Here is a 24707-nt window from a genome sequence, read left to right as displayed (position 1 = left end):
CTGAATGCGCGCTCCATAGCCAAACGGAAAATGTTTCGCAAGGCGTCGCATGCCGCGCCGGGGTCAATCTGCAAAAGGCCCGCTAGGAAATATCCCGGTCGAGAATGAACTGGCGGCTCGACAGCTCATGTCAGCAAGCCGAATTTGCCGCCTTGACAATCAGGGTGGCAAACCCGACTTCCTAGGGCCTTCGAGGAGATTGGCATGGCTGAACCCAGGTTGTCACAAACAGGGCGATCGACAATCGATGCCGCGGAAGTCGAGCGGTTTTCGGCGCTCGCCGCCGAATGGTGGAACCCGAACGGCAAGTTCCGCCCGCTGCACAAGTTCAATCCGGTCCGCCTCGCCTACATCCGCGACCAGGTCGCAGCCCGCTTCGGGCGCGACCCGCGCGCCGCCCAGCCGTTCAAGGGCCTGCGCTTCCTCGACATCGGCTGTGGTGGCGGCCTCCTTTGCGAGCCGATGGCGCGTCTGGGCGCCGAGATCGTCGGTGCAGACGCGTCGGCCACCAACATCGAAGTGGCGAAGCTCCACGCCGCCGAAGCCGGTGTGACCATCGACTATCGCGCCACCACCGCCGAGGACCTCGCCGAGGCCGGGGAAAAGTTCGACGTCATCCTCAACATGGAAGTGGTCGAGCACGTCGCCGACATCGGCCTGTTCATCGACAAATGCGCCCAGATGGTGAAACCAGGCGGCATCATGTTCGTTGCCACCATCAACCGCACGCTGAAGGCGCTGGGACTGGCGATCGTCGGCGCCGAATACGTGCTGCGCTGGCTGCCGCGCGGCACGCATCAGTTCGGCAAGCTGGTGCGCCCGGAAGAACTTGAGCGGGCGCTGACCGCGTCCGGCCTGACCATGATCGACCGCACCGGCGTCGTCTACAATCTGCTTGGCGACCGCTGGCAAATCTCGAAGGACATGGACGTCAACTACATGGTGCTGGCCGAGAAAGCCGGATGAGGCGTTCGAACTGGCCGCCAACCAGGCGGCCGTTCCTGGCTTCGGTTCCGGAAGCCTCTACTTGCCCTTCAGATCCACATCGAAGGTGAACAGCGTCGATTTTTCGTCGTCGGGCATGAAATGGGCGCGAAGACCCGCATCCGTGGTCTCCACGAAGAACGGGTTCTGCGTCATCGGCAGGCCTGACGGCGCCCATTGCTCCACCGGCACCTGCCAGAGCGGACGATTGTCCTTCAGGCTGACCAGTTCCATGCCGCCGAGGCGGAACGGCTCGGCATCGGGCTTGACCTTGTAGGCATTGAGGCCGGAGCACAGCATGCGGCTGGCGCCGGCATAATGGCAGTCCTGGAAGTCGATATATTGCGACGGGTTGGCGACCCGTAGGTCTTCCGGTTTGGCGTCGGCATTGGTGATCTTGCCGTCGTCGCCGAGCGGCCATTGATAGAGCCGCCGCGAGCCCCAGCTGACGCCATGCAGCGCCTTGCCCTCGGTGTCGTGCACGATGCCGCCGACATGGTCCTTGAAACGAAAGACCTCCTCCGCCTTCATCGTCTGCGGATCGACGCGATAGACGATCGACTGGCTGTTCGGACGATATTCGGCGACCGGCACCCAAATGTATTTGCCGTCATAGTCGATGCCGCCGGGATGATAGACCGTGCCTTCGCCGAGCGGCAGGTCGGCCAGCAGCTTGCCATCCTTCGATATCCTGAACAGATGGCCTTTGCCTTCGCCGGTATCGCGGTCGTAGCCATCCTTCGGCTGCGGGTATTTTGTCGTCGGCTTCAGGATTTCGACCGACGAGACGAAGAATTCGTCGCCGATCTTCACCATGCCTTGCGGATGAAACGTTGGAAACTGGATGGCGAGCTCGCCGGCAGGCTTCCATTTCGTGCCGCGCGTCAGCTGCATGACCGCGTCGCCCACATCGGCCGCATGAGCGGCGTAGCTGCCAAACATGGCCGCGGCGGCAACAAGAAGAATCTTCGCTTTCATCGTCATCGACCTCCTCTACACACCAGCGAAGCCTAGGAGCAGTCCTTGTCGGCAAGATGACGGTGCGCCCGTTTGCGTGCCGGCGTAAAGACGCGTCCTATCTCGACTGCGCCTTGGTGGTGATGACCACCCCGACGACGATGATCGCGGCGCCGAGCCATGTCAGCAGCCGGTAATGCTCACCCAGCGCCAGCGTACCGGCGATCAGGCCCACGGCTGCGCCGACATAGCCGATCTGGCTGAGATAGACCGGGCCGCCGGCCGCCTGCAGGCGAAAGAAGAAAACGAACATCAGCGCCGCCGAGGCGACCTGTCCGGCCGTCACCGCCGGAACGTCGGCCAGATGGTGGAAACCGTTCGGGCCGAGCAGAAGCAATATGCCCGCAAGCAGCATCGCCGCTGAAGCGAGATGGCTGCCGACGGCAAGCTCGATCGGCCCCGTGCCTTCAGGCCAATCCACCGTGCGGTAGATGTTGCCAGCCGCCAGGCTGACCGGAATGAGCAGCCCCATCGCCACCCAGAAAAAGTGGGCGGGCTCCCCGGCCTCGCCTCGGGTGAGCGTCACCATGACCGCGCCGGCGAAACCGACCGCAATGCCGATGACGCCGAGCAGGTTCGGCCGGCGCACCCGCAGCAGGATCGAAAACACCAGGGTGATCACTGGCGAAAGCGTGAACATGATGCCGGTATAGCCGGCGCCGAGATGCGGGATGGCCGAGAACATCAGCAGATTGGGGATGGCATAGGATACCGCCGCCGTGACGAAGAAATAACGCAGCCGGTGCGGCGTCAGGCGCATTCTCTCGCGGCGCGCCAGCATGGCCAGAAGCAGCACGCCGCCGGCGCCGAACGAGATGACGAAGGCCCAGACCATCGCCGGCACTCCCGCCATGGTAGCAAGCTTGCCGAACGGCAGCGTCAAGCCGAGCAGCGTGCCGGTGATGATGAGAAGGGCGGGCGCCGAGCCCCAGATCAGATTCATGCCGGGTGATTAGCGCGCAACGGCAGGGGAAGAAAGCCGGGGCGATTGTGCCAGAGCCGCTGCCTTCGAGGCTCGCCCAGTCAGTTCCGGTCGTCCGGGAATACCGGCAGTGGCATGAATTCGACACCGTCCTCCGCCAGGCCCTTGGCCTCGTCGAGCGTCGCTTCGCCATAGATGCCGCGCGCATCCGTTTCGCCGAAATGAATCTTGCGGGCTTCCTCGGCGAATTTTTCGCCGACATATTCGGAGTTTTCCCGCACCTTCTCCGACAGCGCCTTGAGCTGGGCCATCATCTTGCGCTGCTCATCGCCGACGGCAAGCGCAACCTTTTCTTGCTTCCGACTGGTCGAGACCGCCGGAGCCATCAGCGCCTTCTCGACCTTGTGCGACCCGCAGGAAGGACAGTCCACCAGACCGCGCTTCTTCTGCGCATCGAAATCCTCATTGGAGCGGAACCACGCCTCGAACTCGTGCTCCCGTTCGCAGATCAGCGAAAAACGGATCACGATGCGGCTCCCCGCATCGGCGGGGCTTCGCCGCCGATGTCGCTGGTGGCGGAAAAATCGCGCGCGTTCTTCAGGTTCGGAATCTTGCGCCGCGCCGCCGTGGATTGCGACAGGTCGATCTCGGCCACGATCACCGCCGGTTCGTCATGATCGGCCTCGGCGACGATGCGTCCCCATGGATCGACGATCAGAGAGTGGCCATACGTTTCGCGGCCGTCTTCATGCAATCCACCTTGGGCGGCGGCAATCACGAACGCGCCATTTTCGATAGCGCGGGCGCGCAGCAGCACATGCCAGTGCGCCTCGCCGGTCTGGCGCGTGAAGGCGGCGGGAACAGTCAGGATGTCGGCGCCGGACAAGGCTTCGGCCCGGAACAGTTGCGGGAAGCGCAGATCGTAGCAAACGGCGAAGCCAAGCCGGGCCTCGCCGAGCGAAGTCACAACCGCTTGCGTGCCCGGCTCATAGGCTGAGGATTCCCGCCAGCTTTCGCCATTGTCGAGATCGACGTCGAACATGTGGATCTTGTCATAGGTGGCAAGCGTCGACCCATCCGGCCCGAAGAGGAAGGCCCGGTTCGCCAGCTTGCCGTCTGCGCGCAGGATCGCAGTCGAGCCTATATGCAGGAAAACGCCAAGCTCGCTGGCCAACTGCCGCGCAGTTGTAACAATCACGTCCTGGTCTTCAGACGTGAAGACGGATGCTCTTGCTTCCTTGTCGCGCAACAGGGCGCCAGTCATTTCCGGTGTCTGTATGTAGGTCGCGCCTTTCGCGGCCGCTTCCCGCACCATGCCCGCCATATCGGCGCTGTTGCGCCGCGGGTCCTTGCCGGAGCGCATCTGGATCGCCGCTGCTTTCAGGATGGTCATGCCAACTCCACTCAGCTCAGCTTGCCATTGGCAAGCAGCGTATCCAGCCGGCCCTGCTCTTCGAGCGCATGAAGATCGTCGCAGCCGCCGACATGCACGTCGCCGATGAATATCTGCGGGAAGGTCGAACGCCCATGGGCGCGCTGGATCATTTCCTGGCGCAGCTCCTGTGAAAACGACGCGTCGTTCTCTGTGTAGACGACGCCCTTTCTGTCGAGGAGCCGCTTGGCGGCGGCGCAGTAGCCGCACATCATGCGCGTATAGATCGTCACGTCAGCCATGGGTCAGTAATCCTGTCTCGTCTTGCCCAATTATATAGTGGCGGAGTCGTCAGGCCGGAAGTCCCCTGGAAGCACGCGCGCGAAGGTCAGCACATCGACGGCGCCCGCGCCCGCCTTTCGCAGCGCCTTGCTGGCGGAGCGCGCCGTGGCGCCGGTCGTATAGACGTCATCGACCAGCAGAACCCGCCGGCCTGCGATCTCGATCTCCATCTCGGGTGGCACCTGGAAGGCCGCACGCACGTTTTCCTCGCGCTCGCGCCGTTCGAGCCCGACCTGCTGGCGGGTGAGCTTGACGCGCCGCAAGGCCGACGGCCTGAACGGCACGGCGGAGAGTTGCGAGAGCGCGCGCCCAAGCTCTGCGGACTGATTGAACTGCCGCTTGAAGAAGCGTCGCCAGTGCAAGGGCACTGGCACGATCACCTCGGCTTCTTCCATCAGCTCCCGCCCGGCGCGCATCATCCATCGCCCCATCCAGGGCGCAAGGTCGGTGCGGTCCTGATACTTCAGGCCCTGGACCATCTGCCGCGCCACGCCGGAGTAGACGACGGCAGCCCGCGCCCGCTCGAACGGCGGCGGATCGGCGATCGCTTCGGCGGAAAGGAAGCCCTCGCCCATGTCGTGGATGAACGGCGTGCCCATCACGGGGCACCACGGCCTTTCCAGCATCCGTAGTTTCGGCCAGCATTCGCCACACAGCACGCCCGGCTGCGAGACATGCCGCCGGCACCCCGCACAGACCGGAGGAAACAGAAGCCGCATTGGCAAACGGAGCGCATTGCCCGCAAGGCTCTTGATCTCAGCCATCCGATCGGCCACCTGATTGTCTTCAGCCACCTTAAAGCCTTTCATGGCCTTGCGAAACAGACGACGGAAACCGCACAGTGCAGCCACTTCTCGACACGCCACTCTGGCTGCAACGCAAGCGCCACGCCCTCGCGCGCATGACGAACGGGGCGGATTTCCTGATGCGGCGCGTCGCCGAGGACCTTGGCGACCGGCTCTCCGCGGTCGAAAGGACCTTCGAAAACGCGGCGACGCTATACTGCCAGACCGCCGACGCCGGCGCGGTGCTCGCTGCAAGCAGCAAAGTGGAAAAGGTAAGGCGAATCGAAGCCGACCCGGCTTTCCTTGCCGGCGCCGAAGGTGATGTCGCGCCCTTCGAGACTGCGCCGTTCCAGCCCGGTGAACTCGATCTGGCGGTTTCGATCCTGTCCTTGCAGTCGATGAACGACATTCCGGGAATGCTGGCGCAAATCCGCCGCGCGCTGAGGCCTGACGGCTTGTTCCTCGGCGCCATGGCGGGGGCCGGCACATTGGCTGAGCTGCGCGAAAGCCTTCTTGCCGCCGAGACGGAACTTGCAGGCGGCGCCAGCCCTCGGGTCATTCCCTTCGCCGACGTCCGCGATGCGGGAGCGCTACTGCAGCGCGCAGGATTTGCCCTGCCTGTCACCGACACCGAAACAGTTACCGTTCGCTACGACACCTTGTTTCACCTGATGGCCGATCTGCGCGCCATGGGGGAAACCAGCGTTCTCATCGACCGGCCGCGCAAGCCGGCGACGCGACGACTGTTCGCGCGTGCGGCCGAAATCTACGCCGAGCGCTTTTCCGATCCCGACGGGCGTGTGCGCGCCACCTTCTCGATTGTCTGGATGTCCGGCTGGGCGCCCGATCCGTCGCAGCAGAAACCGTTGAAACCCGGCTCGGCCAAAGTTTCGCTCAAGGATATCCTGGAAAACCCGCCTGCTCGGCGTTGAGTGCAAGAGCTTATTTGCTAAAGGCCTTGCGGATTTCGCTGTCGTTGCCGTTCCAGAGCTGGGTGACCTGCTGACCGACAGCGCCAACACCCACGACGATCGCCAATGCAATCAAGGCCGCGATCATACCATATTCTATGGCCGTCGCACCTTTTTCATCCTGCAAAAATCGTTGCAACAAGCTCATCGGAATTTCCTCTGTCCAGGACGATAGAAGAAAGCCGTTAAGGAAAGTTAACGGATCAGCCTTAACAGGCGATGAGCGAAACCGTCAGCATTCTCCGCTGCGGCTGCCGTTGTCACGGATGATGCAGACAGAACCCGGCGATGGCTGCAGCACGCTGCGCCGCACGGTGTAGGTGTTGTCACTGCGGATCGAACCGGTCGCCATCATGTCCAGCCCCGCCGGATTGCGCGCGATGAACTGGTCCTTTTTGCCCTCAAGATAGGGAATGGCCATCAGCGCCACCGCAATCGCCGTCGAACCGAAAAGCAGCGCGATACGCAGGACGCCCATGCCAGCCCGGAATGAACGGTCGGGCCGGATCGAATCCCAGTCCTTGTCGAGGCTCATGCAAACACCTTCGCGAAACGGCGCTGCCGACCGGCAAGCCTTTTCGTTCAATTTTTCATAGCAATATAAATCTTCGATTAACGCTGCCGGTCCGATCAAAGCAGGTCGATCAGGAACGGGATCAGTGGCGCGTCCGCCGGCGGCATCGGATAATCCCGCAATTGCTTTGGCCGCACCCATTTCAGCGCCTGCGCTTCCAGAGGCCGTGGGATGCCGCTATAGCGGCGGCAGACATAGAGCGGCATCAGCAGGTGGAAGTCGTCGTAGCTGTGGCTGGCGAAGGTCAGCGGCGCAAGGCACGCAGTCTGGGTCTCGACGCCGATCTCCTCGCGCAACTCGCGGATGAGGCACTCCTCCGGCGTTTCGCCCGGCTCCACCTTGCCGCCGGGAAACTCCCACAGGCCGGCCAGTTGCTTCCCCTCAGGCCGCTGCGCGATCAGCACCCGCCCGTCGGCGTCGATCAGCGCGCATGCGGTTACCAGAAGCAGGCGTCTGCCGCTGGACGACAAGTTGCTCACGCTCCCGCCGGGCGGCGGTAGTGGTAGCGATAGACTTCCTCGAAGCCGAGCGAACGGTAGAGCGCCAAAGCCGGCGCATTGTCGGCCTCGACCTGCAGCCAGGCTTGGCGGGCGCCGCGCAGCCGCGCCCATTTCAACGCCGAAAGGGTGAGCCGGCGGCCATGGCCCCGATTGCGCACCGCCTTGTCCGTGCCGATTTCGAACAGCCCCGCGAGATCGCCGTCATGAACGCAGATCAGCGTCGCCAGCGCCTCGCCATCCTGCTCCAGCGCGAACAGGCCGGCTTCCGGCTGGATCGCTCCGATGATTTCCGAAAGACCAGCCCGCAAGGACCGTTCGAGATCGCGCACCTTGAGCGAGGCGCTGACGAAACGGCTGATATCCTTGAGCGGTATCTGGTCGAGCGCGTCATCGACGGGCGCATTGCCGAGCGGCATCCGCATGACCAGAGACTCGTCGAAGCGGCTCCAGCCCTCGCTGTCCATAAAGGCGGAAACTTCCGGACCGGCCAGCGGCGACAGACGGAACGTCAGCGGACGGCCATAGGCTTCGAAACGCCGGCTGGCGCGCGCGATGCGGTCGGGCAGATGATGGACGTCGCTCGGATCGAGCGGGTTCACCGAATTGAGGCGCTTGGCCGGATGGCCAGCCGTCAATCGCACCACCCAGGTTCCGTCATAATGCACTGCCGCGGCCGGCCAGGCGCGGAAACCCGCGGCTTCGTAACGCCTCACTGTGGCGAGAACGCTGGCAGGATGGGCCGAACTCAAATCCATCAGCTCCTGTAGTCGCCATTGATGGCGACATACTCCTTCGTCAGGTCGCAGGTCCACACCGTGGCCTTGCCACGGCCGATGCCGATATCGGCCACTATGCGTATCTCGTCGCGCTTCATATAGGCCGAGGTCTTTTCCTCGGAATAGGCCGGGTCGCGTTCGCCTTCATGCGCCAGGCGGTTATCGCCGAACCAGATCGACAGCCGGTCGCGGTCGGCGGGCTCGCCGGCCTTGCCGACAGCCATGACCACGCGGCCCCAATTGGCGTCCTCGCCGGCCACGGCCGTCTTGACCAGCGGCGAATTGGCGATGGAAAGCGCGATGCGCTTGGCCGAGCGCGCCGACTTCGCGCCGGTGACGGTTACTTCGATCTGCTTGCGTGCGCCTTCGCCATCACGCACCACCTGCAGCGCCAGTTGCTTGAGGATTTTTCCGAGCGCCCGCCTGAAAGCGCCCAGTTGCGGATCCTTGGCGTCCTCTATGCGCGGCGCGCCACGCTTCGAAGCCGCCCCGGTGGCGAATAGCAGCAGCGTGTCGCTGGTCGACGTGTCGCTATCGACGGTAACGGCGTTGAAGGTCTTGCCGACGGCTCGCGACAGCAAATCCTGTAGCACCGGCCCCGCGATGGGCGCATCCGTGGCCACGAAGGACAGCATGGTCGCCATGTCGGGTGCGATCATGCCAGCGCCCTTGGCGATGCCGTTGATGGTCACGTCTGTCCCACCGAGCGAGACGGTGGCCGTCGCGACCTTGGGATAGGTGTCCGTCGTCATGATCGCCTTGGCTGCCTCGGTCCAGCCACCAGGCTCGGCTCCGGCGAGAAGTCCTTTCAGCAGATGACTGAATTTGCCGGCATCCAGCGGCTCGCCGATCACTCCGGTCGAGGCAAGAAACACGTCGCCCGCCGCGCATCCGGCGGCCTTCGCGGCCGCCTCGGCGGTCATGGCGGTGGAGTCACGGCCCTTCTTGCCGGTGAAAGCGTTGGCGTTGCCGGAATTGACGATCAGCACCCGCGCCTTGCCGGCGGTCAGGTTCTGGCGGCAGAAGTCCACCGGCGCCGAAGGACATTTGGAACGGGTAAAGACGCCTGCCACCGACGTGCCCGGATCGAACACCATCGCCAGCAGGTCGGTGCGGTCGCGGTACTTGATACCTGCCTCGGCGGTGGCCATGCGCACGCCTTCGATGGCCGGCATTTTGGGGTATTTCTTTGGCGCAAGCGGGGAAACGGCAGTGGACATCGGGGCCTCGGCGCGAATTCTTGAAGCAAGCCGGTTTGCCCGATAGCGCGCGCCGGCGCAAGGCGAAAACGCTCGGCTCCGGGGCACCCCGCTGGTCATCGGCAAGGGGAATCAAAAAGGGCGGCGCCTGACAGCACCGCCCCTTCGGAATTCCACAAAGAAACGATTATTTCGCGCCTTCGGCCTCATCGACGGCCTTCTTCAACGCCGGATCGGGTATCTCGACCTTGGCGGCGCCGCGCAGTTCCTTGACCAGCGCGAAATACTTGTCGCGGATGACCGCCGAACGCGCCTGGTCCTTCACCTGCTCGAAAGCCGGCGGCTGCTGGGCGCGCTTGTCCTCCACCTTGATCACGTGCCAGCCGAACTGCGTCTGGATCGGCTCCTTGGTGTAGGCGCCGACAGCCAGGGCCTGCGCGGCCTTGTCGAACTCGGGCACCATCTGGCCTGGCGCGAAATAACCGAGGTCGCCGCCATTGGTCTTGCCGCTTGGGTCGCTCGTATGCTTGTTGGCGAGATCCTCGAACTTGGCGCCGCCATCCAGTTCCTTGATGATGGCCTGCGCCTCTTCCTTTGTCTTCACGAGAATGTGACGGGCATGGACCTCGTTGACGGGCGGCGTGTCGGCGATTTCCTTGTCGTAGCGGGCGCGGACTTCGGCATCGGTGATCTTGCCGACCACTTCCTTTTCGACCATCTCGCCATGCAGCGCGCGCTCCTGCAGGAACGCGGCGCGGCGCTGGAAGTCCGGCTCCTTGTCGAGACCGTCGGTGACCGCCTTGGCGGCAAGGACCTTGATTTCGATGGCGGCGGAAAGGGCGGCAGCGCGGCGCTGTTCGGCCGGCAACTGCGCGAACTGCTTGGCAAGCTCGCCTTCGGCCAGCGAAAGGTCGGCTTCGGTGACCGGCTTGCCGTTGACGGTCGCAACAACAGTGCCTGGGTCGATGGCGGCCGGGGCTGGCGCGGCTTCGGCTGGTTTCGCTGGAGCGGCGTCCTGAGCCGTTGCCGGCGTCAGCAGCAAAGCCGACAGTCCGGCAGCCAGAAAGAGGCCGACAATCGGCGTGCGGCGGGTGGAAAGGGACATGGATTGGGACTCCGATGGGAATTGTCGGGTTCTGAGATCAGCCCGAATGTGGCGAAATTAGGCGTTTCAGGCCCGGATAACGCAGCGTTGACATCGATTGTGGCCCCTCTTATCTGTCCAACGACTTTGCGTCCAGAACTGTTCCGGGCGCTTTTGGTGTTTCCTCCGTTTCCATGCGGGCTTGACTGGGTGCAGCGTGTGCCTGTCGCCTGACCCCGGGAACGCAATCGAAAGGACCATTTAATGGTCAGTCTTGGCGGCCTCGCCCGTAAAGTGTTCGGATCCTCCAACGATCGTCGCGTCAAGGCGACCAAGCCCCGCATCGAGGCGATCAATGCGATGGAAAGCGAGATGCGGGCCCTGTCGGACGCCGACCTCGTCGCCCGCACCGCCAAATTCCGCGAAGAACTCGCCAACGGCGCTTCCCTCGACGATTTGCTGGTTCCCGCCTTCGCCACTGCCCGCGAGGCCGCGCGCCGGGTGCTGGGCATGCGCCCGTTCGATGTCCAGCTCATCGGCGGCATGGTGCTGCACAATGGCGGCATCGCAGAAATGCGCACCGGCGAGGGCAAGACCCTGGTCGCCACGCTTCCAGTCTATCTCAACGCGCTGGCCGGCAAGGGCGTCCACGTCGTCACCGTCAACGACTACCTGGCCAAGCGTGACGCCGAATGGATGGGCCGCATCTACAAATTCCTCGGCCTCACCGTCGGCATCATCGTCCACGGCCTGTCGGACGAGGAGCGCCGCGACGCCTATGCCTGCGACGTGACCTACGCCACCAACAACGAGCTCGGCTTCGACTATTTGCGCGACAATATGAAGTACGAGCGCGCCCAGATGGTGCAGCGCCCCCACAACTACGCCATCGTCGACGAAGTCGATTCCATTCTGATCGATGAGGCGCGCACGCCGCTGATCATTTCCGGTCCGCTCGAGGACCGGTCGGAAATGTACACCACGATCGACGCGTTCATCCTGCAGTTGGGACCGGAAGACTACGAAGTCGACGAGAAGCAGAAGACCGCCATCTTTACCGAGGACGGCACCGAAAAACTGGAAAACCTGCTTCGCGCCGCTGGCCACCTGAAGGGTGAATCGCTTTACGACGTCGAGAACGTCGCCATTGTTCACCACGTCAACAATGCCTTGAAGGCGCATCGGCTTTTCCAGAAGGACCGCGACTACATCGTCCGCAATGACGAGATCGTCATCATCGACGAGTTCACCGGCCGCATGATGCCGGGCCGCCGCTATTCGGAAGGCCTGCACCAGGCGCTGGAAGCCAAGGAACATGTCTCCATCCAGCCGGAAAACCAGACGCTGGCGTCGGTGACCTTCCAGAATTACTTCCGCATGTACAAGAAGCTCTCCGGCATGACCGGCACGGCGCTGACGGAAGCCGAGGAATTCGGCAACATCTACGGTCTGGAGGTGACGGAAGTCCCCACCAACCTTCCCGTCCAGCGTCTCGACGAGGACGACGAGGTCTACCGGACGGTCGAAGAGAAGTACAAGGCGATCGTCGCCGAGATCAAGGCAGCCCACGCCAAGGGCCAGCCGACGCTGGTCGGCACCACGTCGATCGAGAAGTCCGAGCTGCTGGCCGAACGTCTTCGCAAGGAAGGCCTGAAGAATTTCCAGGTCCTCAACGCCCGCCACCACGAGCAGGAAGCCTCCATCGTCGCCCAGGCCGGCGTTCCCGGCTCCGTCACGATTGCCACCAACATGGCCGGCCGCGGCACCGACATCCAACTCGGCGGCAATGCCGAAATGCGCATCGAGCGGGAACTGGCGGATATGCCGGCGGGTCCTGAGCGCGACGCCCAGGAAGCCGCCATTCGCGCCGATATCCAGAAACTCAAGGAACAGGCGCTGGCCGCCGGCGGTCTCTACGTTCTCGCCACCGAACGCCACGAATCGCGCCGCATCGACAACCAGCTCCGCGGCCGCTCCGGTCGTCAGGGCGATCCCGGCCGCTCGAAATTCTACCTGTCTCTGCAGGACGATTTGATGCGCATCTTCGGCTCCGAGCGCATGGACGGCATGCTGCAGAAGCTCGGACTGAAAGAAGACGAGGCCATCATCCACCCGTGGATCAACAAGGCGCTCGAAAAGGCGCAGAAGAAGGTCGAGGCCCGCAATTTCGACATCCGCAAGAACCTCCTGAAATATGACGACGTCTCCAACGACCAGCGCAAGGTAGTGTTCGAGCAGCGTATCGAATTGATGGAGGGCGAGAGCCTCACCGAAACGATTACCGGTATGCGCAACGACGTGATCGACGAAATCGTCGCGAAGGCGATTCCCGAAAACGCCTATGCCGAGCAGTGGAACATTGCCGGCCTCAAGAGCGATGTTCAGGAATCGCTCAATCTCGACCTGCCGATCGAGGATTGGGCCAAGGAAGAAGGCATCGCCGAAGACAACATCCACCAGCGCATCACCGAGGCAGCCGACGCCGCCGCCAAGGACCGCGCCGAGCGTTTCGGCCCCGACGTCATGACCTATGTCGAGCGCTCCGTCGTCCTGCAGACGCTGGATCATCTGTGGCGCGAGCACATCGTCAACCTCGACCATCTGCGTTCCGTCGTCGGCTTCCGCGGTTATGCCCAGCGCGACCCGCTGAACGAATACAAGAGCGAGGCCTTCGAGCTGTTCCAGGCCATGCTTGGCAATCTTCGCCATGCGGTCACGGCGCAGCTGATGCGCGTCGAACTGGTGCGCCAGGCCGCCGATGCGCCGCCGCCGGAAGCCCCCGACATGTTCGGCTCCCATATCGACGGAACCACCGGCGAGGATGATTTCGGCGAAGGCGCCGCGATAGCGGTTCTGGAGGACACGCGTGTCGTGCCGGCAGAGCAGCGCGATCCCAACAATCCGTCCACATGGGGCAAGGTCGGCCGAAACGAGGCCTGCCCTTGCGGTTCAGGCAAGAAGTACAAGCACTGCCACGGCACGTTTGCGTAAAGCGCGACCCGACGGGCATCGAATGTCGATGCCCGTCCCTTGCGGCATGTGATCTTGTCCGCATCCCCGAAAGCCATTTTCGCCTCTAAGCTCTCCGGCTTTACAATCCGCACCGCCGAGTTCGGAATGGGCGCGTGGCCCCGTCAGCTGAGCCGCCACAGTGGCAATTGTCCGGGCTTACCCAACCGTTTCTTAAGGTGTTTTCGCTAGATAACGGGCGACACTGAGCGGAAGACGGAGAGTACCGGAGTGCGCTTTTCCGCGGCCACCACAGCCGAGCGGTTCCTGCCGCAGCGCCTTGCGCTGCGCGCCCGGCCGCTGCTGGGCCGCGTCGATGCAATCCTGTTCGCCGCCGATGAACGCGGCGAAGCCGGACGCGTTTCGCTCATCGCCTTTTCCATCCGTATCGTCAGCGCTTTCATCGCCTTCGTCAGCCAGGTGCTGATGGCCCGCTGGCTGGGCTCTTTCGAATACGGCATCTTCGTGCTGGTGTGGACGACCATGGTCATCGTCGGCAGCCTGTCCTGCCTCGGCTTCCACACCTCGGTGATCCGCTTCATTCCCGAATTCCGCGAGCGCGGCATGATCGCCGAACTGCGCGGCATCGTGCTGGCGAGCCGGCTCTTCGTTCTGGGTGCGTCCACGCTGATCGCGCTGATCGGCGCGCTGAGCGTCTGGCTGCTGTCGCCATGGCTCGAGAACTACTATGTGGTGCCGTTTCTGCTCGGCATCTTCTGCCTGCCGATGATTGCCCTGTCGGATCTGATGCAAGGCATCTCGCGGGCCAATTCCTGGGCGATGTTCGCGCTTCTGCCGACCTATATCATGCGCCCGATCCTGATCCTCGCCCTCATGGGCATAGCGCTTGCTTGCGGCTTTGCTCCCGATGCGCGGACCGCCATCCTGGCCACCATCGCAGCCACCTATGCCACGACGATTACGCAGCTCGTCGGCGTCACCCAAAGCATGCACGCCCGGACGCCTGCCGGCCCGAGGAAGATCGATTTCGCCAGATGGTTCGTGATCTCGTTGCCGATCTTCCTGGTCGAAAGCTTCTTCTTCCTGCTGACCAATGCCGACGTTCTGATGGTCGGCTTCTATCTCAATCCCGACGACGTCGCCGTCTATTTCGCCACGGTGAAGACGCTGGCGCTGGTCCACTTCGTCTATTTTGCCGTGAAGGCGGGAGTCGCCCAGCGTTACGCCCACTTCACCCATGGCGACTCGTCCAAGCTCGCCGCCTTTGCCCGCGAGACCGTGACGTGGACCTTCTGGCCCTCCGTGCTGATGGGGCTGGTGGTGATTGCCCTCGGCAAGCCGATGCTGATCCTGTTCGGTCCCGAATTCGAGGCCGGCTATCCCCTGTTGTTCATACTGGTGCTCGGCGTCGTCGCGCGTTCCGCCGTTGGGCCTTGTGAGAGCCTGCTGACCATGAGCGGCAACCAGAACATCTGCGCGCTGGTCTTTGCCCTGACGCTGGCGTTGAACATCGGCATGAGCTTTGTGCTGATCCCGCATCTGCATCTATGGGGCGCGGCCATTGCGACGGCGCTTTCGATGGTGTTCGAGGCCGCTGCCCTTTCCTTTACCGTCTGGCGCAGGCTCGGCATCGTCATGGCCATCTTCATGCCCGCCAAAGGAGGTGCCTGATGGCAGCCGTCCCACTGATCGAGGAAAGCAGCGGCGGTCCGGCCGGCGCCATGGTGTCGGGCCTTGCCGGCCTTGCCTATGATGTCGCCGAACTGGCGCATATCGAACGTCTCGCGGGCAACCGGCCGGAGCGGACGCTCGCCATCTATCCGGCTTCCGCGGGATTCGAACTGGTCGAGGAACTCGACTATCTGTGCGCCCGCACGATCGAGCCGAACGTTTTCTTCAACCCGCGCTTCCTTGCCCCGGCCATGCCTCGGCTGGAGGATCGCGAGGTGCGGCTGGCGGTGATCCGGGACGGCGACGAGCACCGCAGCCGGCTGCGGCTGCTGGTGCCCTTCTCGGTGGAAAAGCCGGCCATACCGCTCGGCGTCTCGATCATGCGCACATGGTCAAGCCCGTTCGGTCCGGTCGGAACCCCTCTGATCGACCGCGACGACCCAATCGGCGTCGTCGAGGATTTCTTCTCCATGCTTTCCAGGCCTCACCTGCGGCTGCCGAAGGTGCTGGTGCTTCCCGATGTGCCTCTCGATGGGCCGATGGCCTCGCTGCTCAGGACCGTAGCGGAATCGCGCGGCCTGCCGCTCATCGCGACTGGCGAGGCGCTGCGGCCGATCCTGCAAAGCGAACTGGATGCCGAAGCCTATCTGAAACAGTCGCTGCGAGCGCACCACTACCGGGAATTCCGCCGGCTGAAGCGACGGCTGGCCGAACTCGGCGACCTCGAGCACAAGGTGGCGCGCGGCCCGGAGGAAATCCGCCATGCCATCGAAAGCTTCCTGACGCTGGAGGCCGCTGGCTGGAAGGGCCGCGAACGCACCGCCATGGCCATCGACCGCTACCGCGCCGCCTTCGCCCGCGAGGCCGTCCATCGCCTTGCCGAACAGGATCTGTGCCGCATCCACACGCTGACGCTTGCCGGCCGCACCATCGCCAGCCTGATCGTCTTCGTCGAAGCCGGCGTCGCCTACACCTGGAAGACCGCCTACGACGAGACCCTGGCGCCCTATTCGCCGGGCACGCTGCTGATGATTGAGGTAACGAAGCAGCATCTCGAAGATCCGAATATCGACATGACCGATTCCTGCGCTGTGCCCGACCATCCGGTGATGAGCCGCTTGTGGAGCGAGCGCCGGCCGGTCGGCACCTTCGTTGTCGGCCTGTCGCCTGACACCGATCGACTGGCCCGGCAGGCGACGTCGCAGCTCCACCTCTATCGCGAAACCCGCAACATGGCGCGGCTGGTGCGCAACAGGATCCGGAGCCTGCTGCGGCGATAGGAGCGAAGCGAACTGGCGCGGGATAAAGATTGGTGCCCCTAGCCGGGATCGAACCAGCACTCCTTGCGGAACTCGATTTTGAGTCGAGCGCGTCTACCAATTCCGCCATAGGGGCTCGGACCGGGTGGTCCGGATGCGCGCGGACTATACGGTTGCGGGCCTGTTCGTCAACAGCCTGCGTCGCGCCGGCGCAAGGATAGGCTGCGACAATAACGGCGTGCTAAGGCCTCTGTCGGATTCGTGAAACGCTGTGGCATTGTGCGTCGCGAGAAATCTTCCTAGACAGGCGGCATCGAAAGAGGGGCTCATGCTTCGCGGACTGTACGACTGGACCTTGTCGCTGGCGGCGAGGAAATCCGCCGAATGGTGGCTGGCCTTCATCGCTTTTGTCGAAAGCTCGGTTTTTCTCGTTCCTGCCGACGTGCTCTATCTGCCCATGGCCCTGTCCCGGCCCGACCGCGCCTACCGCTATGCGGTCGTCGCCACCATTGCCTCCGTCCTCGGCGGTATCGCCGGCTGGTTCATTGGCCACTACGCCTATGAGGCGGTGGCGAAACCGGTGCTGGAGTTCTACGGCAAATTCGACGAATTCGAAGCGCTGCGCCTGTCTTCCGGCGACGGCATCATCCTCCTCATGCTGGTCACGTCCGGCCTCGCCCACCTGCCGCCGATCAAGGTGGTGACCATCCTCGCCGGCGTGATCGGTTTTCCGCTTCCCTGGTTCATCCTCTCGGCGATCGTGGCGCGCGGCGCGCGTTTCCTCTTTTTAGCCTGGCTCCTGCGCAAATATGGCGAGCCGATACGCGATTTTATCGAGAAGCGGCTGGGCATGATTGCCGGGGTCGCCGCCGCCGTCCTTATTCTGCTCTATCTGGTCGTCCACTATATGCTCTGACGACCGCAGCCCACTGGACTGAAACGCAATGACAGTGATATCGACAGGTGCCAATCCATCCCGCCTGCGGGCCTGGATTTCCGGCTTTCTGGCCATCGCCATGGCGGCGACGGTCGGTTCTGCATTGGCTTTCCAGTACATAGGCGGCTACATCCCCTGCAAGCTCTGCTACGAGCAACGCATTCCCTACTACATCGGCATCCCGCTGATGGTGCTCGCCTTCCTTGCCTCGGTGCTTCGCCTGCCGTCCTGGATATCGCGCGGGCTGCTGGCGCTCGGCGGCCTGCTGATGTTGTACGGTCTCTATCTCGGTATTTTTCATTCTGGCGTTGAATGGGGCTGGTGGCCGGGGCCGACCGACTGCACCAATGTCGCCGCTCCCGTCGACACCGGCGGCAACGGCGTGCTGGATTCGCTCGACAAGTTCGTGCCGCCCTCCTGCGACAAGGCGGCGCTGCGCATCCTCGGCTTGTCGCTGGCCGGCTGGCAGGCGATTGCCGCCCTCATCCTCGGCGCCATTGCCTTCAAGGGTGCGTTTGCGCGCGATTGAACCTGAGTACAGCGCAGAGTTCGCCACAGGATTTGCAAGGACGAGTCGGATGGCATGGTTCGCGAGAACCGGAGCACAGCGGACATTCGGTCCGTGAGCCCCGGAAGCGCAGCAAACCGCGTCAGGCGACCGTCCTCGCGAATTCTCGGCGAACTCTATGGTTCGAGTTCGACATCCCAGTAGAGATAATCCATCCAGCTCTCATGCAGATGGTTGGGCGGGAACAGCCGGCCATTGTTGTGCAGGTCGTGCACCGTCGGCTGGAACGGCTTCTGCAGCGGCCACATCTTCGCTTGCGCCGGCATCAGGCCGCCCTTGCGCAGATTGCAGGGCGAGCAGGCGGCGACGACATTTTCCCAGGTGGTGGCGCCGCCGCGATGGCGTGGCACGACATGGTCGAAAGTCAGATCCTCCGGCGTGCCGCAATACTGGCACTGGAAGCGGTCGCGCAGGAAGACGTTGAAGCGGGTGAAGGCCGGATGCCGGGACGGCTTCACATAAGCCTTGAGGCTGACGACGCTCGGCAGTCTCATTGAGAAATTGGCCGAGGAAACCGCGTGCTCATATTCGGCGACGATGTTTACCCGCTCGAGAAAAACCGCCTTGATGGCGTCCTGCCAGGACCAGAGCGACAAAGGGTAATAGCTGAGCGGGCGATAGTCCGCATTCAGCACCAGCGCTGGCAGCCCATCCGGAGATACGGCAACCGTCACTTCGCTTACCTCCTTGGTTCTCGAACCGATCGGCCCGGATACTGTAAGCCGGATGTGACATGGATGTGAAGCGCCTTGCGCGCCGCACGCCAGATCAAAAATGCATGATTTCAAAGCTTTTTTGCGGCTCAGGCCGGCGGAACGGCGTCCCAGCCCTTCATTTCACGGTAATAGGCCCAGAAAAGCCTCGCGGCGACGCCCCGCCATGGGCTCCATGATTCGGCCAGCGCAATCAGCGCTTTCTCGGGCGGACGTGGATCGATCCCCAGCGCATGTCCGACCGCGCTCTGCAGGGCAACGTCGCGCGCCGGGAAAATATCGGGGTGCCCGGCCGCGAACAGCAGGTAGACTTCCGCCGTCCACGTGCCAATACCGGGCACGGCGGTCAGCGCGGCAATGGCGGCCTCGGCGTCGAGCGAGCACAGATGATGCAGGTCGAGCCCATCGGCCACGGCCCGCGCAGCCGCCAGCAGCCCGCGCTGTTTGGGGCGGGACAATCCGGCTTCGCGAAAAACCTCCTCGCCAGCCGTCAGCACGGCTTCCGGCGTCAACGGGTCGAGCAAGATGGTCAACCGCCCGAAAATGGCATCGGCGCTGGCGCGCGACACCTGCTGCGACACGATGATCGAGGCGAGGCTTCGGAAGCCAGGCTCCGACAGCCGCAGCGGCACCTCGCCCGCCCTTCCGCGCACGGCCTCCAGCCGCCGGTCGAGCGCGCACAGTGCATCAAGGCCTTCCAAGACATGTTCCGGTGTGACGATGCGCTGCATGGTTTCCTTGTTCTTCCAGATGGCGCAAGGTAGCAATCCGTGTGAACCCCGCACACCCATTTGTTGCCGGATCATGAGCCTCCTGACATTCCGCTTCGCCCCCAGCCCGAACGGCGAACTACATCTCGGCCACGCCTATTCGGCATTCCTCAACGCAAAGCTGGCGCGGATGTTCGGTGGCAGGTTCCTGCTGCGCATCGAGGATATCGACACGACCCGCTGCACACCGGAATTCGAGGCTGGCATCTACCGCGATCTCGAATGGCTGGGAATCGAATGGGAAATGCCGGTGCGGCGGCAGTCAGCGCATTTCGACCAATACCAATCCGTGCTCGAACGCCTTGTCGATGAAGGTCTGGTCTATCCAGCGTTTATGAGCCGTGGCGACATCCGCGCCTTCATTGGCGATAGCGAAAGACAGGGCCGTTCCTGGCCGCGCGACCCCGATGGCGTGCCGGTCTATCCGGGACTTGATAAATCCATGCCGATGAAGGAACGCAAGGCGCGGATGGCCGAAGGCGAACCCTTCGCCTGGCGGCTCGACATGGAAAAGGCGGTGGAACGGGCTGGCGGCGCGCTGTCATGGACCGAATTCACCGACCAGACATTGACGGAGACCCGGACCGTCGAAACCCGCCCGCAGGACTGGGGCGATGTCGTCATCGCCCGCCGCGATATCCCGACAAGCTATCATCTGGCCGTCGTCGTCGACGATGCGCTGCAAGGCGTCACCCATGTCGTGCGGGGCATTGACCTGCAACTGGCCACCGGCGTCCAGCGCCTGCTGCAGTGCCTGCTCGGTCTGCCGGAACCGCGCTATCTCCACCACCCGCTTATCCTCGGCCCGGATGGTCGCAAGCTCTCCAAAAGCCAGCGGGATACGGGGCTGGCGGTGCTGCGCCAGGCCGGCTTTGCGCCGGAAGACATCAGGCGGATGATTGGCCTTGCCGGCTAGGCGGACATGAGTTCCAGCGAAACTGATCGCATCTTCAATGCTTTTGCGTTGTGAATGAACGCGCCAATCCGTACAGACGCCGACATCATGCCGAACCTCAAGACATTCCTTCCCGGCACCTTCGTGATCCTGTGGGCGACCGGCTTTATCGGCGCGCGCTACGCCATGCCATGGGCTGAGCCGTTCGCCTTCCTGGCGGTGCGCTTCATCCTTGCCTTCGTCATTCTCGGCGTGGCGATGCTGGCGTTCGGCTCCAGGGGACTTTCAAGGACCGAAGCGATGCACGCGGCTGGCGCCGGCGTCCTCATGCACGGCGTCTATCTTGGCGGCGTGTTCTGGGCGATCCATCGCGGCCTGCCGGCGGGTTTCGCCGCACTGATCGTCGGACTGCAGCCGCTGATCACCGCCGTGCTGGCGGGCAAGCTGCTGGGCGAAAAGATCCTGCCGCGCCATTGGATCGGCCTTGCCGCCGGCTTTGCCGGTGTGGTGATCGTGCTTTGGCCAAGGCTTGGCGCGCTGGGCAGCGGCGTGACCACGGCGACGTTGGCAGCAACCATCGTCTCGGTTTTCGCAATGAGCCTGGGCACCGTCTGGCAGAAGCGCTTCGCCTCCGGCGGCAATCTCGTCGCCGCCACCTTCTGGCAGTATGTCGGCGGTGCGACGATCATGACGCTGGCGTCACTCGGGTTGGAAACCGGCACTGTCATCATCAATGGCGAACTGATTTTCGCCATGGCGTGGCTGGTGCTCGTCCTGTCGATCGGCGCCGTCTACCTGCTGATGGCGATGATCCGCGACGGCGAGATGTCGAAGGTCGCCTCGCTGTTCTATCTGGTTCCGGCGGCCACCGCGGTCATCGCCTGGGCGCTGTTCAGCGAGACGCTCAACCTTGTCCAGATTGGTGGCATGGCGATCGCCACCCTGGGCGTCGGTCTGGCCACGGCTCAGCCGCCGACACGCGCCCGCGCTTCCAGATAGCGGCTGATGGCGGCGTTGAGTTCTCCGCCAAGGATGAAGATCGCCGAGACGATGTAAAGGAAGACCACCGCGATCATGATCGAGGCGAGGCCCGCATAGGTCGTCACATAGGACGAGAAGTGGTCAAGATAAGTGGCGAAGACGGTCGAGCCGATCAGCCAGGCGATCAGCGTGAAAATGATGCCGGGCACGATCGAGACAAACCGGCGCTTGCCCGCCGGCAGCCAGATATGCACCGCGAACAGGCCGGCAACGATCACCGTCGAGGCGATGATGAACCGCCAAAGCGTGATCGTCCCCATATAAGGCTTGATCCACACGAAATTGGCTTCCGCCAGGCGCGCCAGGATGGGCGCGAAAACCAGCAGGACGCTTATGACCAGGAAGCCCAGCGTGGCGATCATGACGAAGGCGATGCTCTGGACCCGCCTGTAAATGATGCCGCGGGTCTCCGACACGCGGTAGGCGCGGTTGAGCGAGGTTCTAAGCGCTTCGATGCCGTTGGAAGCGAAGAAAGCCGCCAGCAGGACGCCATAGGTCAACAGGTCGGTGCGCTGCACGGTAAGCACATTCAGCACTTCGCGTGCAATCGGATTGGCGATCTGCTCCGGCCAGGTGTCGAACACCAGATGCACCGCTGTGTCGGCGAAGGCCTGCGCGCCGAGGAAACTTGCCAGTGTCGTGGCGAAGATAAGGAACGGAAACAGCGCCATCAGCGCGGTGATCGCCAGATGACTGGCCATCGCCCACCCATCGTCGGTGTTGAAGTGGCCGAGCGCGTCATAGAGCACGCGTTTGAGGGCGACGATGTTGCGCAGCAAGGATCCGTCCTGAGATTGTATCCGGCCCGCGAATATGGGAAGTGATTGCGGCAAATGGCAAGCCTTGAAGGAACTACGGTTCCCCCGCACGAAGAGTTGCGCAGCATTATCGTCACCGGCGCCTCCTCTGGCATCGGCGCTTTCTGCGCGCGGGCGCTCAAGGCCGACGGTTGGCGGGTTTTCGCCACAGCCCGCAAGCCGAAGGATCTGGAGGCTCTTGCAGCCGAGGGCATCGAAGCCTTCTACATGGATTATCGCGAGCCGCAGTCCATCGAAGCGATGTTCGCTTCGGTCATGGAACGCACCGGCGGACGGCTCGACGCGCTCTACAACAACGGCGCCCACGCGCAGGCCGGCGCGGTCGAAGACCTGCCCGTAGAGGCGCTGCGGGAGCAGTTCGAGGCCAATTTCTTCGGCTGGCACGATCTGACGCGGCGCGCGATTCCCGTCATGCGCAGTCAGGGCGAGGGCCGCATCGTCAACTGCTCGTCCATCCTCGGCCTGCTGCCGGCACGATACCGCGGCGCCTACTGCGCCTCGAAATATGCGCTGGAGGGGCTGATGACGAGCCTGCGCATGGAACTCGGCGGCAGCGGCATCCATGTATCGATGATCGAGCCCGGTTCGGTGGACTCGAAGATCCACGCCAACGGCATGATGTGGTTCCTGCGCAACATCGACTACGGGCATTCGGCACACCGGGCCGGGTACCGGGCGCAGATGGAAGACATGCGAAGCGGCGGCAAGCGCCCCGACCTCAAGGCAGAGCCAGCCATCGTTTATGCCGCGCTTCGCCATGCGCTTCTGTCGCGGCGTCCCCGCCCGCACTATGTGATAACAATGCCGGCGAAAATCGGCGTCCTGCTCAGGCGCATGTTGCCGGCCTCGCTTCTCTATCGCATCCTGGCGCGTCACGCCTGAGCGCAAACCGAACTGGAGCCGCCATGGCAACCGTCTTCAACATTCTCGCCGTCATCGTTATGTTCGCCGTCGTGGTTGTCCTGGCTCGCGGCCTGATCAACATGATGCGCGGCGGCGACGGCGTCACCTCAAACAAGCTCATGCAGGCCCGCGTCCTGCTGCAGTTCGTCGCTCTGGTGCTGATCCTGGCCGCCTTCTATTTCACCCGAAGCTAAGGCTGCACGTCGATGGTGAAGCTGAACAAGATATACACCCGCACCGGCGACGATGGCACGACCGGACTTGGCACCGGCGAGCGCCGCTCAAAGGCCGACCTGCGCATCGAAGCCTGCGGCGTAGTCGATGAAGCCAACGCCTGTATCGGTCTGGCCCGGCTGCATACGGCGGCAGACCATCCGCAGATCGACGCCATGCTCGCCCGCATCCAGAACGATCTCTTCGACCTTGGCGCCGATCTCACCGTGCCGGAGGATGGCAAGCCGTTGGAGTACAAGCCACTGCGGATCGTTGCCGGCCAGGTCGAACGGCTGGAGAAGGACATCGACCTGCTCAACCGCGAACTGCAACCGCTGAAATCCTTCGTGCTCAATGGCGGCGCGCCCGCCGCCGCGGCACTTCATCTGGCGCGCACCGTCGCAAGGCGCGCCGAAAGGGTCATGGTCGCGCTGGCCGCCAATCCGGCCGAGCACGTCAACCGCGAGGGCATGAAATACATGAACCGCGTCTCGGATTTCCTGTTCGTCGCCGCCCGCGCGGTCAATGACAACGGAAATGCCGATGTGTTATGGGTTCCGGGCAAGAACCGCTGACAATCTCGTCGGGGCGGATGATCGGGGGCGACGCCTGAATGTTCATTCCGCTGCACGACGCCAACAGCCTCCATTACATCAAGCTGCAATACGTCACGATCGGGCTGATCGCCGCGAACGTGCTGATCTACCTGGCCACGACGCTGGGTGGTGAACAATTCTCGATGGCCACGGTCCTCGGGCTGGGCTTCATCCCCTCGGTGGTCCATGACACCGCCGAACTGCCAACACAGCTCGTCGTCATTCCGGAAACCTTCAGCTACGTCACCTATGCCTTCCTGCATGCAGACATCTTTCACCTGGGCGGCAACATGCTGTTCCTGTGGGTGTTCGGCGACAATGTCGAGGACGCGCTCGGCCATGTCCGCTATCTGGTCTTCTACCTGTTATGCGCGGTCGCCGGCGCGTTCGTGCACGGCTTCGTGGCGCCGGATTCGCGCGAACCGCTGATCGGCGCGTCGGGCGCCATTGCCGGCGTCGTCGCGGCCTACCTGATCCTGCATCCGCGGGTCAAAATCTGGATCCTGGCCTTCGGCCGAATTCCGCTGCGCATCCCGGCCTATATCACGCTGGCATTGTGGATTCTGTTGCAATTCGTCATGTTTTTGGCCGGCGGCGAGGACCAGGTGTCGTGGGCCTGCCATGTCGGCGGCATCGTCGCGGGCGCCGTTCTGGTGCTGATCCTGCGGCGACGTGACGTTCCCCTGATGGACAAGCAGATCGTCACGCCCCGCTCGGTCAAGGTCGAGCAGAAGAGTGCCGTGGAGCCTGTCGAGGCAGCGCCGGCGCCACGCTGGGGGCGGCAGTAAAGCGACATAATTCAACCGATTTTGGCATTTCCCGCGTAT

General features: G+C 63.3%; 28 protein-coding genes and 1 tRNA gene. 13 read left to right on the top strand and 16 right to left on the bottom strand.

All coding sequences use genetic code 11. From position 1 onward, the window contains the following. Positions 1–204 precede the first annotated feature (204 nt). Positions 205–966, top strand: a complete 762-nt coding sequence (ubiG, locus tag J2X35_RS15265) for a bifunctional 2-polyprenyl-6-hydroxyphenol methylase/3-demethylubiquinol 3-O-methyltransferase UbiG (RefSeq protein WP_405023230.1) — start codon at positions 205–207, stop codon at positions 964–966. A gap of 57 nt (positions 967–1023) precedes the next feature. On the opposite strand, the gene J2X35_RS15260 is transcribed toward ubiG, so the two are convergent. The 6 genes from J2X35_RS15260 to J2X35_RS15235 form a co-directional block, all read right to left on the bottom strand. Further along, positions 1024–1962 carry a DUF6454 family protein gene (locus J2X35_RS15260; RefSeq protein WP_310186987.1) on the bottom strand — a complete coding sequence of 313 codons (939 nt, stop codon included), beginning with the start codon at positions 1960–1962 and terminating at the stop codon, positions 1024–1026. A 97-nt stretch (positions 1963–2059) separates the two neighbouring features. Further along, the gene (locus J2X35_RS15255) at positions 2060–2944 is read right to left on the bottom strand and encodes a DMT family transporter (RefSeq protein WP_310186983.1); all 885 of its coding nucleotides are present in this window, start codon (positions 2942–2944) and stop codon (positions 2060–2062) included. A gap of 80 nt (positions 2945–3024) precedes the next feature. Next, positions 3025–3450, bottom strand: a complete 426-nt coding sequence (locus J2X35_RS15250; RefSeq protein WP_310186981.1) for a DUF1178 family protein — start codon at positions 3448–3450, stop codon at positions 3025–3027. Continuing rightward, a complete protein-coding gene (locus J2X35_RS15245; protein WP_310186979.1) occupies positions 3447–4316 on the bottom strand; it encodes a carbon-nitrogen hydrolase family protein in 870 nt (289 codons plus the stop codon). The genes J2X35_RS15250 and J2X35_RS15245 overlap by 4 nt, the downstream gene beginning before the upstream one ends. 11 nt (positions 4317–4327) lie before the next feature. Beyond that, a complete protein-coding gene (grxC, locus tag J2X35_RS15240) occupies positions 4328–4597 on the bottom strand; it encodes a glutaredoxin 3 (RefSeq protein ID WP_310186978.1) in 270 nt (89 codons plus the stop codon). A 30-nt stretch (positions 4598–4627) separates the two neighbouring features. Beyond that, a complete protein-coding gene (locus J2X35_RS15235; protein ID WP_310186976.1) occupies positions 4628–5401 on the bottom strand; it encodes a ComF family protein in 774 nt (257 codons plus the stop codon). Positions 5402–5478: 77 nt separating this feature from the next. Here J2X35_RS15235 and J2X35_RS15230 point away from each other — a divergent pair, with 77 nt between their 5' ends. Then, the gene (locus J2X35_RS15230; protein WP_310186974.1) at positions 5479–6354 is read left to right on the top strand and encodes a methyltransferase domain-containing protein; all 876 of its coding nucleotides are present in this window, start codon (positions 5479–5481) and stop codon (positions 6352–6354) included. Positions 6355–6364: 10 nt separating this feature from the next. On the opposite strand, the gene J2X35_RS15225 is transcribed toward J2X35_RS15230, so the two are convergent. From J2X35_RS15225 to J2X35_RS15200, 6 genes are all read right to left on the bottom strand, one after another. Next, positions 6365–6541: a Flp family type IVb pilin gene (locus J2X35_RS15225; protein WP_310186973.1), complete on the bottom strand. Its 177-nt coding sequence runs from the start codon at positions 6539–6541 to the stop codon at positions 6365–6367. Between the two features lie 84 nt (positions 6542–6625). After that, complete coding sequence (locus J2X35_RS15220; protein ID WP_310186971.1) at positions 6626–6928, bottom strand: hypothetical protein; 303 nt, start codon at positions 6926–6928, stop codon at positions 6626–6628. 95 nt (positions 6929–7023) lie between these two features. Continuing rightward, positions 7024–7437, bottom strand: coding sequence for an 8-oxo-dGTP diphosphatase MutT (mutT, locus tag J2X35_RS15215; RefSeq protein ID WP_405023236.1), 414 nt, complete (start codon positions 7435–7437; stop codon positions 7024–7026). A gap of 5 nt (positions 7438–7442) precedes the next feature. Continuing rightward, entirely contained in the window at positions 7443–8222 is a 780-nt protein-coding gene (locus J2X35_RS15210) for an N-acetyltransferase (RefSeq protein ID WP_056111970.1), read from the bottom strand. Continuing rightward, on the bottom strand, positions 8222–9463 hold the full coding sequence (argJ, locus tag J2X35_RS15205) for a bifunctional glutamate N-acetyltransferase/amino-acid acetyltransferase ArgJ (protein WP_310186966.1): 1242 nt from the start codon (positions 9461–9463) through the stop codon (positions 8222–8224). Before argJ ends, J2X35_RS15210 begins: the two co-directional genes overlap by 1 nt. 166 nt (positions 9464–9629) lie before the next feature. Then, the gene (locus J2X35_RS15200) at positions 9630–10547 is read right to left on the bottom strand and encodes a peptidylprolyl isomerase (RefSeq protein WP_310186964.1); all 918 of its coding nucleotides are present in this window, start codon (positions 10545–10547) and stop codon (positions 9630–9632) included. Between the two features lie 243 nt (positions 10548–10790). Between J2X35_RS15200 and secA the strand changes: the two genes are divergently transcribed. The 3 genes from secA (at position 10791) to J2X35_RS15185 (ending at position 16447) form a co-directional block, all read left to right on the top strand. Then, entirely contained in the window at positions 10791–13517 is a 2727-nt protein-coding gene (secA, locus tag J2X35_RS15195; RefSeq protein WP_056111979.1) for a preprotein translocase subunit SecA, read from the top strand. A 249-nt stretch (positions 13518–13766) separates the two neighbouring features. Then, on the top strand, positions 13767–15167 hold the full coding sequence (locus tag J2X35_RS15190; protein ID WP_056111982.1) for a lipopolysaccharide biosynthesis protein: 1401 nt from the start codon (positions 13767–13769) through the stop codon (positions 15165–15167). Beyond that, positions 15167–16447: a GNAT family N-acetyltransferase gene (locus J2X35_RS15185; RefSeq protein ID WP_310186961.1), complete on the top strand. Its 1281-nt coding sequence runs from the start codon at positions 15167–15169 to the stop codon at positions 16445–16447. The genes J2X35_RS15190 and J2X35_RS15185 overlap by 1 nt, the downstream gene beginning before the upstream one ends. A gap of 30 nt (positions 16448–16477) precedes the next feature. Here the strand turns inward: J2X35_RS15185 and J2X35_RS15180 are convergent. Beyond that, positions 16478–16562, bottom strand: a tRNA-Leu gene (locus tag J2X35_RS15180). Positions 16563–16754: 192 nt separating this feature from the next. Between J2X35_RS15180 and J2X35_RS15175 the strand changes: the two genes are divergently transcribed. Next, the gene (locus J2X35_RS15175) at positions 16755–17342 is read left to right on the top strand and encodes a YqaA family protein (RefSeq protein ID WP_056111988.1); all 588 of its coding nucleotides are present in this window, start codon (positions 16755–16757) and stop codon (positions 17340–17342) included. A 28-nt stretch (positions 17343–17370) separates the two neighbouring features. After that, on the top strand, positions 17371–17892 hold the full coding sequence (locus tag J2X35_RS15170) for a disulfide bond formation protein B (RefSeq protein ID WP_310186959.1): 522 nt from the start codon (positions 17371–17373) through the stop codon (positions 17890–17892). A gap of 155 nt (positions 17893–18047) precedes the next feature. Here the strand turns inward: J2X35_RS15170 and J2X35_RS15165 are convergent, their stop codons facing one another. Both J2X35_RS15165 and J2X35_RS15160 read right to left on the bottom strand, forming a co-directional pair. Continuing rightward, positions 18048–18605 carry an HNH endonuclease gene (locus J2X35_RS15165; RefSeq protein ID WP_056111994.1) on the bottom strand — a complete coding sequence of 186 codons (558 nt, stop codon included), beginning with the start codon at positions 18603–18605 and terminating at the stop codon, positions 18048–18050. Between the two features lie 128 nt (positions 18606–18733). Further along, entirely contained in the window at positions 18734–19375 is a 642-nt protein-coding gene (locus tag J2X35_RS15160; RefSeq protein ID WP_310186956.1) for a DNA-3-methyladenine glycosylase 2 family protein, read from the bottom strand. A 73-nt stretch (positions 19376–19448) separates the two neighbouring features. Between J2X35_RS15160 and gluQRS the strand changes: the two genes are divergently transcribed. Then, entirely contained in the window at positions 19449–20330 is an 882-nt protein-coding gene (gene gluQRS / locus J2X35_RS15155) for a tRNA glutamyl-Q(34) synthetase GluQRS (RefSeq protein ID WP_310186954.1), read from the top strand. 54 nt (positions 20331–20384) lie between these two features. Further along, positions 20385–21308: a DMT family transporter gene (locus J2X35_RS15150; protein ID WP_405023229.1), complete on the top strand. Its 924-nt coding sequence runs from the start codon at positions 20385–20387 to the stop codon at positions 21306–21308. On the opposite strand, the gene J2X35_RS15145 is transcribed toward J2X35_RS15150, so the two are convergent. Continuing rightward, positions 21275–22129 carry a YihY/virulence factor BrkB family protein gene (locus J2X35_RS15145; RefSeq protein WP_056112003.1) on the bottom strand — a complete coding sequence of 285 codons (855 nt, stop codon included), beginning with the start codon at positions 22127–22129 and terminating at the stop codon, positions 21275–21277. The two genes, J2X35_RS15150 and J2X35_RS15145, sit on opposite strands and share 34 nt — an antisense overlap. A gap of 54 nt (positions 22130–22183) precedes the next feature. On the opposite strand from J2X35_RS15145, the gene J2X35_RS15140 reads away from it, so the two are divergent. The 4 genes from J2X35_RS15140 to J2X35_RS15125 are packed head-to-tail and all read left to right on the top strand — an operon-like array spanning position 22184 to position 24668. After that, entirely contained in the window at positions 22184–23050 is an 867-nt protein-coding gene (locus J2X35_RS15140) for an SDR family oxidoreductase (RefSeq protein ID WP_082542458.1), read from the top strand. 23 nt (positions 23051–23073) lie between these two features. Next, positions 23074–23265, top strand: coding sequence for a twin transmembrane helix small protein (locus tag J2X35_RS15135; RefSeq protein WP_056112008.1), 192 nt, complete (start codon positions 23074–23076; stop codon positions 23263–23265). A 12-nt stretch (positions 23266–23277) separates the two neighbouring features. Further along, positions 23278–23859 carry a cob(I)yrinic acid a,c-diamide adenosyltransferase gene (locus tag J2X35_RS15130; protein ID WP_310186952.1) on the top strand — a complete coding sequence of 194 codons (582 nt, stop codon included), beginning with the start codon at positions 23278–23280 and terminating at the stop codon, positions 23857–23859. Between the two features lie 38 nt (positions 23860–23897). Then, positions 23898–24668 (top strand): rhomboid family intramembrane serine protease, encoded by a 771-nt coding sequence (locus J2X35_RS15125; protein ID WP_310186950.1) that lies wholly within the window; start codon positions 23898–23900, stop codon positions 24666–24668. Positions 24669–24707 lie beyond the last annotated feature (39 nt).

The sequence above is a fragment of the Mesorhizobium sp. BE184 genome (assembly GCF_031457045.1).
Taxonomy (GTDB): domain Bacteria; phylum Pseudomonadota; class Alphaproteobacteria; order Rhizobiales; family Rhizobiaceae; genus Mesorhizobium.
Note: the sequence above shows the minus strand (reverse complement) of the source record. Positions and strands in the feature narration are given on the sequence as shown.